Origin of the sequence: Pseudomonas sp. BP8, assembly GCF_017875955.1 — a bacterium.
Taxonomy (GTDB): Bacteria; Pseudomonadota; Gammaproteobacteria; order Pseudomonadales; family Pseudomonadaceae; genus Aquipseudomonas.
This window is the reverse complement of the sequence record NZ_JAGINK010000001.1, coordinates 2,149,641-2,162,498: the sequence shown is the minus strand read 5'-3', so window position 1 is coordinate 2,162,498 and position 12,858 is coordinate 2,149,641. Positions and strand designations below refer to the sequence as shown.

11 protein-coding genes are annotated in these 12,858 nt (G+C 61.7%); 1 reads left to right on the top strand and 10 read right to left on the bottom strand.

Annotated features, from left to right (window positions below):
* Positions 1-2: 2 nt before the first annotated feature.
* The 9 genes from astA to acs all read right to left on the bottom strand — a co-directional run bounded on the left by astA (position 3) and on the right by acs (position 10,332).
* Positions 3-1,028, bottom strand: a complete 1,026-nt coding sequence (astA, locus tag J3B00_RS09515; protein ID WP_209867049.1) for an arginine N-succinyltransferase — start codon at positions 1,026-1,028, stop codon at positions 3-5.
* 80 nt (positions 1,029-1,108) lie between these two features.
* The gene (gene aruF, locus J3B00_RS09510; RefSeq protein ID WP_209867046.1) at positions 1,109-2,128 is read right to left on the bottom strand and encodes an arginine/ornithine succinyltransferase subunit alpha; all 1,020 of its coding nucleotides are present in this window, start codon (positions 2,126-2,128) and stop codon (positions 1,109-1,111) included.
* Between the two features lie 148 nt (positions 2,129-2,276).
* Positions 2,277-3,485, bottom strand: coding sequence for an aspartate aminotransferase family protein (locus tag J3B00_RS09505; RefSeq protein WP_209867044.1), 1,209 nt, complete (start codon positions 3,483-3,485; stop codon positions 2,277-2,279).
* Between the two features lie 247 nt (positions 3,486-3,732).
* Positions 3,733-4,713, bottom strand: coding sequence for a transcriptional regulator ArgR (gene argR / locus J3B00_RS09500; protein WP_209867041.1), 981 nt, complete (start codon positions 4,711-4,713; stop codon positions 3,733-3,735).
* 99 nt (positions 4,714-4,812) lie between these two features.
* Entirely contained in the window at positions 4,813-5,577 is a 765-nt protein-coding gene (locus J3B00_RS09495; protein WP_209867039.1) for an ATP-binding cassette domain-containing protein, read from the bottom strand.
* Positions 5,578-5,599: 22 nt separating this feature from the next.
* Positions 5,600-6,298 (bottom strand): ABC transporter permease, encoded by a 699-nt coding sequence (locus J3B00_RS09490; RefSeq protein ID WP_209867037.1) that lies wholly within the window; start codon positions 6,296-6,298, stop codon positions 5,600-5,602.
* Positions 6,295-6,984, bottom strand: coding sequence for an ABC transporter permease (locus J3B00_RS09485; RefSeq protein WP_209867034.1), 690 nt, complete (start codon positions 6,982-6,984; stop codon positions 6,295-6,297). The genes J3B00_RS09490 and J3B00_RS09485 overlap by 4 nt, the downstream gene beginning before the upstream one ends.
* 91 nt (positions 6,985-7,075) lie before the next feature.
* A complete protein-coding gene (locus J3B00_RS09480; RefSeq protein WP_209867032.1) occupies positions 7,076-7,861 on the bottom strand; it encodes an ABC transporter substrate-binding protein in 786 nt (261 codons plus the stop codon).
* 509 nt (positions 7,862-8,370) lie between these two features.
* Positions 8,371-10,332: an acetate--CoA ligase gene (gene acs / locus J3B00_RS09475; RefSeq protein WP_209867030.1), complete on the bottom strand. Its 1,962-nt coding sequence runs from the start codon at positions 10,330-10,332 to the stop codon at positions 8,371-8,373.
* 410 nt (positions 10,333-10,742) lie between these two features.
* Here acs and J3B00_RS09470 point away from each other — a divergent pair, with 410 nt between their 5' ends.
* Positions 10,743-11,000, top strand: a complete 258-nt coding sequence (locus tag J3B00_RS09470; RefSeq protein ID WP_209867028.1) for a DUF2790 domain-containing protein — start codon at positions 10,743-10,745, stop codon at positions 10,998-11,000.
* 73 nt (positions 11,001-11,073) lie between these two features.
* Here J3B00_RS09470 and J3B00_RS09465 read toward each other — a convergent pair whose 3' ends face one another.
* Complete coding sequence (locus J3B00_RS09465; RefSeq protein WP_209867026.1) at positions 11,074-12,633, bottom strand: sigma-54-dependent transcriptional regulator; 1,560 nt, start codon at positions 12,631-12,633, stop codon at positions 11,074-11,076.
* Positions 12,634-12,858: the final 225 nt, after the last annotated feature.

Sequence of the window (12,858 nt, the reverse complement as noted above, 5' to 3'; positions counted from 1 at the left end):
GACTAGGCCTCCCGACCGGCCGACAGCGGCACCGCGCGAACATGATCGCCGACCCCAAGGCGCAAGCGCTTGGCAGTCGGCGGATCGACCACCAGGGTACCGGCGGCCAGGCGTGCGGGAGCAGCGGTGATGCGGCAGTCGTCACGTTTGCGGTTGTGGATCAGGTAAGGGGTGGCATCGTCGCCCGGCGTGCCCACGGCCAGTACCAGGTTCTGGCTGTCGCGCACCGCGCGAATCTTCGCGGTCTCGCACTCAATGGCCGGGCCCGCATCGAAGATGTCGACGTAACCCTGATAGTTGAAGCCTTCACGCTCGAGCATGGCCAGGGCCGGCTCGGTGTCAGTGTGCACCCGGCCGATGACCTCACGCGCCGCTTCCGAGAGGAAACAGGTGTACAGCGGAAACTTGGGCATCAGCTCGGCAATGAACGACTTGTTGCCGACGCCGGTGAGGTAGTCGGCCTGGCTGAACTCCATCTTGAAGAAGTGCCGGCCCAGGCACTCCCAGAACGGCGAGCGGCCAGCAGCGTCGGAGATGCCGCGCATTTCGGCGATGACTTTCTTGCCGAACAGCTCCGGGAACTCGGCGATGAACAACATCCGCGCCTTGGACAGCAGGCGGCCGTTGAGGCCGTTGCGATGGTCGCTGCGCAGGAACAGCGAGCACAGCTCGGAGTTGCCGGTGAGGTCATTGGCCAGGAACAGCGTAGGGATCTCGCGGTAGATGTTCAGCTCTTGCGACGCACTGACGGTCAAGCCGACCCGGTAGTTGTACCAGGGCTCGCGCAGGCCGACGGCACCGGCGATGGCACTGATGCCCACCACCAGGCCTTCATCGTTTTCCAGCACGAACAGGTAATCGGTGTCGCCACGCCCGGCTTCGCCGGTAAAGCTCTTCTCGGCCCAGCGCACGCGCTGCGCGAGACGTTCCTCGTTGGCGGGCAAAGTGGTCAACCCGGTGGTGCCGGTACTGCGCGCCAATTCGATCAGCGCGGGTAAATCGCTGCTGCGTACAGGACGAACGATCATGCTATCTCCTTGTGCGGCGGTCTGTGCCTGCCGCGAAACACTGTTCCGGGTCGCTGGCCCTGGCTATCCGGCCACGGGCATCAAACGGCGACCAGGCGCACGCTTGCTCCTTCACCGACGCCCAAGGCATCGGCCGCTTCGCTGTTCAGGCTGACCGGCTTGCCCGGCACCCAATCCAGCTCCAGCAGTACTGCGCGGTAGTCCTGCAACTGGCCATTGCACACCAGGTACGGACGCCCGCCTTTGACCGGCGCGTCTTCAAGCTTGACCGGCACCACTCGACTCTGGCCGATCGAGCGAATGCCCGAAGCGCGCGCATGCAGGGTTGGCCCGCCATCGAAGATGTCGATGTAGTGTTCGGTCTCGAAGCCTTCGCGCATGAGGATGTCGAAGGTGATCTGCGCGCGCGGGTGGACCTGGCCCATGGCTTCCTGGGCCTCATCGGGCAGCAGCGGCACGTAGATCGGGTAATGCGGCATCAGCTCGGCCAGGAAGGTCCGGCTCTTCAGGCCACACAGGCGTTCGGCCTCGGCATAGTTGAGGTCGAAGAAGTTGCGACCAATCGAATCCCAGAACGGCGACTCGCCTTGTTCGTCGCTGTAGCCGACTATTTCGGTCACCACCGAATCGGCGAAGCGCTCGGGGTGCGCGGCCATGAACAGCAAGCGGCCGCGCGAGTTGAGCTCGGCCCAGCCGCTGCCGACCAGCTCTGGCAGGATGTAGAAACTGGTCAACAGGCTGTTGCCGGTGAGGTCGTGGCACAGCGACAGCACGTGGATCTTGTTGTGGATCTTCAGTTCACGCGAGGCGTGCACGAAGGTCTCGTTGCGAAAACTGTAGAAGGGCTCGGAATAGCCTGCCGAAGCGACGATTGCCGAACAACCTGCGAGCTTGCCGGTGACGCTGTCTTCAAGCACGAAGAAGTAGCTCTCTTCGCCGTTGAAGCTCACTTCGGCGGCAAACGAGGTCTCGGAGGCGGCGATCTTGTCGCCCAGGCGCGCGGCGTCATCGGGCAGCGAAGTGACACCTACCGGGCTGTCCGCAGCCATGCGCTGCACTTCATTCAGGTCAGCCATTTGCGCGGGGCGCATTACCAGCATGGTGTCACTCCTTTCGGGTCTACGGGCCGCACGGGGGCGGCACGGAAAAGCGGCGGGCGCACTACTGCAAAAGGCGTCCGCACTGGAATTCAGGCATCGCCGGGCAGGCCGCAGTCGGCGCCTGACCGGCGAAGGTAACGCGGGGCTATCAGCCCTGGAGCAGCTTGGCCACGGCGCGCTCGAAGCGGTCCAGGCCTTCATCGATGTCGGCGTCTTCAACCACCAGGCTCGGTGCGAAGCGGACCACGTCCGGGCCTGCCTGAAGCACCATCAGGCCTTCTTTCTCGGCGGCATTGAGGACGTCCTTGGCTTTGCCTTTCCAGGCGTCAGTCAACACGCAACCGATCAGCAGGCCCACACCACGCACCTGGCTGAACAGCTCGACTTTCTCCAGACGAGCCTTGAAGCGCGCATGTTTGGCCGTGATCCCGGCAAGGGTCTCGGGGGTGTTGATCACGTCCAGCACCGCGCAGGCGACCGCGCAGCCCAGCGGGTTGCCGCCGTAGGTGGTGCCATGGGTGCCGACGGCCAGGTGCTTGGCCAGGTCATCGGTGGTCAGCATGGCGCCGATCGGGAAACCGCCACCCAGGCTCTTCGCGCTGGTGAGGATGTCCGGGGTCACGCCGTAGTGCTGGTAGGCATACAGCGAGCCGGTGCGGCCGACGCCGGTCTGCACTTCGTCGAAGATCAGCAGGGCATTGTGCTCATCGCACAATTTGCGCGCGCCCTCGAGGTAGGCCAGATCGGCCGGAACCACACCGCTTTCGCCCTGGATCGGCTCGATCACTACCGCGCAGGTCTTGTCGGAGATCTGTGCCTTGAGCGCTTCCAAGTCGTTGTAGGGCACGTGGCTGATGCCGGTGATCTTCGGCCCGAAACCGTCGGAGTACTTCGGCTGGCCGCCGACGCTGACGGTAAACAGGGTGCGCCCGTGGAAGCTGTTCACGGTGGCGATGATTTCGTGCTTTTCAGGGCCGAAGCGGTCATGTGCAACACGACGGGCCAGCTTGAAGGCGGCCTCGTTGGATTCGGCGCCGGAGTTGCAGAAGAACGCCTTGTCGGCAAACGTCGCCTCCACCAGCTTGTGGGCCAGGCGCAGGGCCGGCTCGTTGGTGAAGACGTTGGAGACGTGCCAGAGGGTATTGGCCTGCTCGGTCAGGGCCTTGACCAGTGCCGGATGGCAATGACCCAAGGCGTTTACCGCGATGCCGCCGGCGAAGTCGATCAGCTCGCGACCCGACTGGTCCCAGACGCGGGAACCCTCGCCTCGCACAGGAATGAACGCCGCCGGGGAGTAGTTGGGAACCATGACCTGGTCGAAATCGGCACGTTGCACCGGGGCTTGCTCAACGGACATCTGAGTCTCCTGAAGCGGAACGCTGGCCTGGAAGTGGCGAGCGATGGGGGGATTGTAAGGACTGATAAGCGCCTGTCCTTGCGGCCAAGCGACAACTTGTTACAGCGCAAAACCCTGTTTTGACCAGGCTTTCGGCAATGCGACAAACAGTGTCGCAATCGCGCAGTGTAAAGGAGCGAAGAGTGGCCGGGGAGAGCCCAGCGCCAAATGGGTGAACGGGTGTTCACCGCACTGGCCTGCCAACGCGTCAGCCGCGCTCGGCAGGCGCCGAGCTCAGCTCGAAGGGACTGTTGCTGCGTCGCTGGTTGCGGTCTTCGCGCGGGGTGGCGCCAAAGAAGTTGCGATACGCGCTGGAGAAGTGCGGCCCCGAGGAGAACCCGCACGACAAACCAATCTGAATGATCGATTTGCTGGTCTGCATCAACATCTGCCGGGCCTTGTTCAGGCGCAGCTCCAGGTAATACTGGCTAGGCACCCGATTGAGGTACTGCTTGAAGATCCGCTCCAGCTGCCGACGCGAGACGCACACATGCTGGGCGATCTCGTCAGTGGTCAACGGCTCTTCGATGTTGGCCTCCATCAACAGCACCGCCTGGGTCAGCTTCGGATGGCTCGAGCCCAGGCGGTTCTGCAGTGGAATACGCTGGCGCTCGCCCCCCTCGCGGATGCGTTCGACCACCAGCTCTTCAGACACGGCACCGGCCAGCTCCGCCCCGTGATCACGCGCCAGCACTGCCAACAGCAGGTCGACCACGGCCATGCCACCACAAGCAGTGAGCCGGTCGCGGTCCCAGTCGAACAGGTGGCTGGTGGCGATCACCTTGGGGAAGCGCTCGCCAAAATCATCCTGCCAGCGCCAATGCACCGCGGCCCGATAACCATCAAGCAGCCCCAGCAGGGCCAGCGGATAGACCCCGGCCGACAAGCCACCGATCAGGCAACCACTGCGCGCCAACTGCTTGAGGTTGCTGGACAGCGCGGCCGTGATCGCCTGCGGTGGTTCGTCGGCCAGCAAGAACAGCTTCTGAAAGCCTTCGAGGCGACCGTTCCAGGCTTCACCCGGCAAACGCCAGCCGACCTGCTCGCTGGGCTCGGCCTGGAGAAACGCCAACTCGTAGACAACATCCGGATGCACCCGCTGGGCCACCTGCAATGTTTCCTCGGCCAACGCCAGGGTCAACGGCTTGGTGCTGGGCCAGATCAGAAATCCGATTCGCTGGGTGGTCATAGGGCGTGGTCCGAAACCTGAGGTGATTCGAGTCAGTAGCGCCGGGTCAGGCTGCGCTCGCTGCGCAGCATGCCCTATTCTGGTGCAAAGGTGCAGCGTTTACTTCAGGCTGCCCGAGAGAAACTGCTTGAGCCGTTCTGATTGCGGATTGACCAACACCTCGCGGGGGTTGCCGCGCTCCTCCACCACACCCTTGTGGAGGAATACCAGCTGATTGGAGACCTCGCGGGCAAAGCCCATCTCATGGGTCACAACGACCATGGTGCGGCCTTCCTGGGCCAGCGCCTGCATGACCTTGAGGACGTCACCGACCAGCTCCGGGTCGAGTGCAGACGTGGGCTCGTCGAACAGCATCACCTCCGGCTCCATCGCCAGCGCCCGGGCAATCGCCACACGTTGCTGCTCGCCACCGGACATATGCCCCGGATAGGCATCCTTGCGGTGGGCGACGCCGACCTTGGCCAGATAGTGCTCGGCCTTTTCCAGGGCCTCCTTCTTGCTCATGCCGAGGACATGCACCGGCGCTTCGATGATGTTCTCCAGCGCCGTCATGTGCGCCCACAGATTGAAATGCTGGAACACCATCGACAGACGCGAACGCATGCGCTGCAACTGGCGCGGATCGGCCGCCTTGAGCGCGCCGTCCTTGCCCGCCACCAGCTTGAGTTCTTCGTTGTTGAGCAGGATCTTGCCGGCATGCGGCTGCTCGAGCAGGTTGATGCAGCGCAGGAAGGTCGATTTGCCTGAACCGCTGGAGCCGATGATGCTGATCACATCGCCCGCCTTGGCGGCCAGTGATACGCCCTTGAGCACTTCATGGCTGCCATAGCGCTTGTGCAGGTCTTGGACTTCGAGTTTGTACATGCTGTCGGTTCTCACAGAGCGTTCAGTGCTTGCGCGGCGCCAGGTAGCCGAGCCAGCGGCGTTCGGCCATCTTGAACAGGCGCACCAGAATGAAGGTCAGGCACAGATAGAACACGCCCGCCGTGATGTAGGCCTCGAAAGGCAGGTAGTACTGGGCATTGACCGTGCGCGCGGCACCGGTGATATCGATCAGGGTGACGATCGACGCCAGGCTGGTGGTCTGCAGCATCATGATCACTTCGTTGCTGTACTGCGGCAGCGCCCGGCGCATGGCCGAGGGCAGCAGGATGCGCCGGTACATCTTGAACCGCGACATGCCCATCGCCTTGGCCGCCTCGATCTCGCCATGGGGCGTGGCCTTGAGGCTGCCGGCGATGATCTCCGCGGTGTAGGCACTGGTGTTGATGGCGAAGGCCAGGCAGGCGCAGAAGGTTGCGCTCGACAGCCACGGCCAGAAGATGCTCGCGCGCACCGCTTCGAACTGAGCCAGGCCGTAGTAGATCAGGAACAGCTGCACCAGCATTGGCGTACCGCGGATCACGTAGGTATAGAGCCAGGCGCTGATGTTCACCAGCGGCCGCTTGGAAACCCGCATCAGCCCCAGCGGCACCGCCGCCAGCAGACCGAACAACAGCGACAGCGCCAACAGCTTGAGCGTGGTCAGCAGCCCGCCGAGGTACAGCGGCATCGCTTCCCAGATGACGTTGTAGTCGAAGATCATAGTTCAGCCGCCTTGACGCCCACCGAATAGCGCCTCTCGAGGTACTTCAGCACCAGCAGCGAGACACTGGTGAGCACCAGGTACAGGGCTGCCACCGCCAGAAAGAAGGTGAAGGGTTCGCGGGTGGCATCGGCCGCCTGCTTGGCCTTGAACATCATGTCCTGCAAGCCGACCACCGAGATCAGCGCCGTGGCCTTGGACAGCACCAGCCAGTTGTTGGTGAAGCCCGGGATCGCCAGGCGGATCATCTGCGGCACCATGATGCGGAAGAACACCTGGCGACTGCTCATGCCATAGGCCATGCCGGCCTCGGCCTGGCCCTTGGGAATCCCCAGGAAGGCCCCGCGGAAGGTCTCCGACAGGTAGGCGCCAAAGATGAAACCGAGCGTACCGATGCCGGCTGCCAACGGATTGAGGTCGATATAGTCATCGTAGCCAAGCAGTGGCGCCAGCCGATTGATCAGGTCCTGGCCGCCGTAGAAGATCAGCAGGATCAGTACCAGATCCGGAATGCCGCGGATCACCGTGGCGTACAGATCGCCCAGCCAGGCCAGCCAGCGCACCGGCGACAGGCGTAGCGCCACGCCGATCAGGCCAAGGACGATGGCCAGGGCCATCGACGACAGGGCGAGCTGTAGCGTCAGCCACGCCCCATCGAGGATGACTGCCCCGTAGCCTTTCAACATGATTGGGATTCCTCAGACCTTGGGAATGAAAAATGGTGCAAACCTCAGAGCTTCTGCTGTTTGCACCATTGCACAGGTGATACTCGACGTTTTACTTGGCTTCAGGGCCATAGATGTCGAAGTTGAAGTACTTGTCCTGGATCTGCTTGTACTTGCCGTTGGCGCGGATCGCGGCAATGGCGGCGTTGATCCGCTCGACATTGGCCGTGTCGCCCTTGCGCACGGCAATGCCGATGCCGTCGCCGAAGTACTTGGCGTCGGTGAAGGCCGGGCCTACAAAGGCAAAGCCCTTGCCGGCGTCAGTCTTGAGGAAGCCGTCTTCGAGCAGGGTCGCGTCAGCCACGGTACCGTCCAGGCGACCGGCAGCGACATCCAGGTAGATTTCGTTCTGAGTACCGTAAGGCACGACAGTGGCGCCCTGAGGAGCCAGCACTTCGTTGGCGAAACGGTTGTGGATCGAACCGCGCTGAACGCCGATCTTCTTGCCTTTGAGCTCGGCCAGCGAGTCGCTCACCGTCGCACCCTGCTTCATCACCAGGCGTGCCGGGGTCAGGTAGTAGCGGTTGGTGAAGTCGACCGATTTCTTGCGGTCGTCAGTGATCGACATGGACGACAGAATCGCGTCGATCTTGCGTACTTTCAGCGCCGGGATCAGGCCGTCGAACTCTTGTTCGACCCAGGTGCACTTGGCCTTCATCTCTTCGCACAGGGCGTTGCCGATGTCGTAGTCAAAACCCGCGATGCTGCCATCGGGCTGCTTGAAGGCGAACGGTGGGTAGGCGGCTTCAATACCGATTTTCAACGGCTTTTCATCAGCGTGCGATACCAGGGAAAACACGGACAGCGCCAGGGCGCCAAGCAGTGCAAGCTTCTTCATCAGGTAACTCCATCGGTACGGGGCAATACAAGGCAGGGGGTAACAGCTGCCCGAATGCGAATGGGTACAACGCAAGCCGCGAGGGGTATCGACCAAGGTCGCAGACCACGAGCGAGTGAGTGGCATTTTAACGACAGCCCGTTAGTCGATATTTCTTCAAAGCGACAACTAGTTATAGAAGCGCCTGAAACCGCGGCGGGCGATATTGACAGCTCTCGCGCATTATGCAAGAGCGGAAGAAAAACAACCTGTAACCAAAGCAATAAGTGCGCCTATTATTGGCAAAGCCTTGTATTCCGGCAAGTGTAGCGTGTCGAGACGGCATCAAGGAGATGAAATTGCCCAATGATAGCCCTTGGATGTTGCTGCCTGCCCCGTTCTCGTGCGAAAGGGGTGACAGAAAAGGGTTACCGATGAATGTCGAGGTAACAGAATGCAAAAACCCCGCCGTTTGCTCGGCGGGGTTGCTTGCACTGCGCTAAAAACGGGGGCGCAGCGCCCCCACTCCATCAGGCCGAAGCCAGGTTCATCTGTTTGTGGGTATCGATCAGGTGCTGCACCACGCCAGGATCGGCGAGTGTCGAGATATCGCCCAGCCCACCATATTCCGCGGTAGCGATCTTGCGCAGGATGCGCCGCATGATCTTGCCCGAACGGGTCTTGGGCAAGCCTGGCGCCCACTGGATGACATCCGGCGAAGCAATCGGGCCGATCTCCTTGCGCACCCAGTTCTTCAGCTCCAGGCGTAACTGCTCGCTCGGCTCGACGCCAGAGTTGAGGGTGACATAAACGTAGATGCCCTGCCCTTTGAGGTCGTGCGGAACACCGACCACGGCCGCTTCGGCGACCTTGGCGTGGGCGACCATCGCGCTCTCGATCTCGGCAGTCCCCATGCGGTGACCGGAAACGTTGAGCACGTCATCGACGCGACCGGTGATCCAGAAGTAGCCGTCTTCGTCGCGACGCGCGCCGTCACCGGTGAAGTACATGCCGCGGAAGGTCTTGAAGTAGGTGTCGACGAAGCGGTCATGGTCGCCGTACAGCGAACGCGACTGACCTGGCCAGGAGTCGAGGATCACCAGGTTACCCTCTGCGGCGCCCTCGATCAGGTTGCCCAGGTTATCCACCAGCGCCGGCACCACGCCGAAGAACGGCCGCGTCGCCGAGCCCGGCTTGAGGCCAGTGGCGCCCGGCAGCGGGCTGATGAGGATGCCGCCGGTTTCAGTCTGCCACCAGGTGTCGACGATCGGGCAACGCGACTTGCCGACGGCCTGGTGATACCAGTTCCACGCCTCCGGGTTGATTGGCTCACCGACCGAGCCCAGCAGACGCAGGCTGGAACCGTCGGCACCGGCCACGGCGGCCTCACCCTCGGCCATCATTGCGCGAATGGCGGTCGGCGCGGTGTAGAGGATATTGACCTTGTGCTTGTCGATGATCTTCGACACGCGGGTGATGTCCGGATAGTTCGGCACGCCTTCGAACAGTACGGTGGTCGCGCCGTTGGCCAGCGGGCCATAGACGATGTAGCTGTGACCCGTGACCCAACCGACGTCGGCGGTGCACCAGTAGACCTCGCCCGGACGGTAGTCGAATACCCGCTCGTGGGTCAGTGCGGCATACACCATGTAGCCGCCGGTGGTGTGCAGCACGCCCTTGGGCTTGCCGGTCGAGCCGGAGGTATACAGGATGAACAGCGCTTCCTCGGCACCCATTTCCTTCGGTGCGCAGTGGCTGGAAGCAACCTTCATCAGGTCTTCGAACCAGATGTCACGGTGCTGGTGCCAGGCGATCTCGCCACCGGTGCGCTTGCACACGATGATCTTCTGCACGCTGCTGGTTTCCGGGTTGGTCAGCGCCAGGTCGACATTGCCCTTGAGCGGCGTACGCTTGCCGCCGCGCACACCTTCATCGGCAGTGATGACGATTTTCGACTTGCAGTCGATGATGCGCCCGGCCAGCGCTTCAGGCGAGAAGCCGCCGAACACCACCGAGTGAATCGCGCCGATACGTGTACAGGCCAGCATGGCCACCACCGCTTCGGGGATCATCGGCATGTAGATGGTCACCACATCGCCGCGGTGCACGTCCTGGCCACGCAGGGCGTTGGCGAACTTGCAGACCTGCTCGTGCAGCTCACGGTAGGTGATGTTGCGGCTTTCGGAAGGGTCATCGCCCTCCCAGATGATCGCCACCTGGTCGCCGCGCTCTTCGAGGTGGCGATCCAGGCAGTTGTAGGAAACGTTCAGAGTGCCATCGGCAAACCACTTGATGTCGACATGGTGGTCGTCGAAGGAGGTCTGCTTGACCTTGGTGAACGGCTTGATCCAGTCCAGGCGCTGGGCCTGCTCGCGCCAGAAACCGTCGGGGTTGATCACCGACTGCTGGTACATGGCCTTGTAGGTAGCCTCGTCGGTCAGGGTGGTAGCCGCAACCTCGGGACGAACGGGATACAGTGGAGCCGCACTCATCTGTGTTACCTCGGTGTAATAGTTGTTTTTGTATGGGACCGTTTGTAACTGTACCAGAGCGGCAATGGCCATTCGACGTTGGTAGTAGCACACCCCTCTTCGACTCCGGGCATCTTGCGAAACCGCTCTAGTACGGGCGATGCCAGCAATTAGCCAGCAACCCTCCGATATTCTTCAAGGGATTGTTACAGATTCTGTCAACAGTCTTTATCAAAACCCCCACTGTTTCGGGCCAGGGGCCAGGCCTAGAATTGATCTCGCCAACAACGGCAAGGCGATTAACTTCTGGCAACAGCCCCCACGAAGGCATCCGTTAATCCCCCGCTAACTTTCCTCATTTAAAACTGGCTGTACTCGCGACGTCAAAAGCGCCGCGTGCCCTCTTACGACCTTAGACAGGTAAACAGAAAATGAAAGCGTTACTGGCATTGGTACTTGGCGGTCTTTGCAGCGCGGCGATGGCCGGCGAAGTTGCAACACATGTCGAGCAGATTCCGGTTGAACAGTACACCTACTCACAGCACCTGGATATCGCCCGCGTCCTGTCGATGAGCGAAGTCCCCAATATCTGCGAAGTAGTCCCCGCGCGCATGACCTATGAAGACTCCCAGGGCCAGAAGCACATTCTCGAATACCGTGTCATGGGCAACGGTTGCTCTAACGGTTAAGCCCGGTGATCGGGGGCCCTACGGGCCCCTATCCGACCGATACAGCGCCCCGGCAATCGAACGAACACCGCGATTAACCGCCAGACTTGTTAAGCGCATAGTCGCGCAACTTGTTGGCAATCGTTGTATGCGAAACACCTAGACGCTTGCCCAGCGCCCGACTACTTGGAAATTCCCCTACCAAGGATTCCAATACGGCCTTTTCAAACCGGCCAACTATTTCCGAAAGTTCGCCATCCAGGGAAAACTCTCCCAACGGTTGCCGCACACCATAATCGGGCAAACGTATATGCTCACCCTTCACTATCCCGCCATCGCATAATGAAACCGCTTGAAACAATACGTTTTCCAATTGGCGTACATTGCCCGGCCAGTGATAGTGCGCAAGTTTGTCTCTCGCCGCTGGCGCCAGGCGCGGCAGCACGCAACCAATCTGCCGACTGGCCTGGTCGAGAAAATGCTCCACCAGCCCTTCCAGGCCGTCCATGCACTCGCGCAACGGCGGAATATGCAACGACAGCACATTCAACCGGTGGTAGAGGTCCTGGCGAAACTCTCCCCTGGCGCACAACTCGGACAGATCGACCTGAGTCGCGCAGATCACGCGCACATCAAGGTAGACCTCCTCATCACTGCCGACCCGCCGAAAGCAGCCATCCTGCAGGAAGCGCAGCAGTTTCACCTGCAAGCGCGGGCTCATCTCCGCGACCCCATCGAGAAACAGCGTGCCGCCCGCCGTCAACTCCAGCAGCCCGAGCTTGCCCTCGGCCCGCGCCCCCTCGAACGCCCCCGGGCCGTAGCCGAACAGCTCGGTTTCGGCCATTGACTCCGGCAGGCCAGCGCAGTTGAGCGCCATCAACGGCGCCTGGCCACGCGGGCTGGCCAGGTGACAGGCACGGGCCAGCAGCTCCTTGCCCGTGCCGGTCTCCCCCTCGATCAGCAAAGGCGCATCCAGCGGCGCCATGCGCCGCGCCTCACGCACCACCGCAGCCATCACCTTCGAGCTCTGGAAGATGCTGTCAAAGCCACGCAGCTCCTGCTTGCGCACGTTATAGATGCGCTCGCCGATGCGGTCGGCCCGGTGCAGGGTCAACACGGCCCCGGCCAGTGCTTCGCTTTCGTCGTGCTCGGACTGCAGCGGGGCGATGTCGGCGAGAAACACATCGCCCTTGACCTTGATCCGCAGGCCGTTGATCCGCGACTTGTTGGCCCGGACCAGCTCCGGCAGGTCGAAGTCTTCGACATAACGCGCCAGCGGCAAGCCCGGCACCTCGTCGACGCGCACCCCCAGCAGCTGCGCCGCCGCCCGGTTGGCGGCGACGATGCTGCCACCCATGTCGATCGACAACACCGGAAACTCCAGCGCACCCAGCAACGCGTTGAGCTCCATGTGCCGACGCTCGCTGGGCATCAGCCCCACGCGCTTGACGCCGAACACCCCGGCGATCGACTCGAACTTGGGCCGCAAGGCCTGGAATTGCAGGTTCACCAGGTTTGGGCAATGCAGGTAGATGGCATTGCCGTGATCGCCACCCACCTCCCCGCGCAAGACGTTGATGCCGTACTCAACCAGCAGGTTGAGGATGTCTCGCAAGATGCCGATGCGGTTCTGGCAATGCACTTTGATACGCATGAAGAGCTCTCGAAGCGGGCGGATTTTTCATCCGCGCGCAGAAAAGTCGTAAAGATAAGCTGACAAATACCGGTGAACGATCAGCTGGATCTCCGTGATTTTCCTGGATACCGCCCATTTTGTAAAATTTACGTTACGAAATCTCACGCCACACCCCCTCCAGACCTCTGGAGACTGCGTGCAAAGCCGACGCCGAGCGGATATTCCTAAGCATGTCGCGATCAA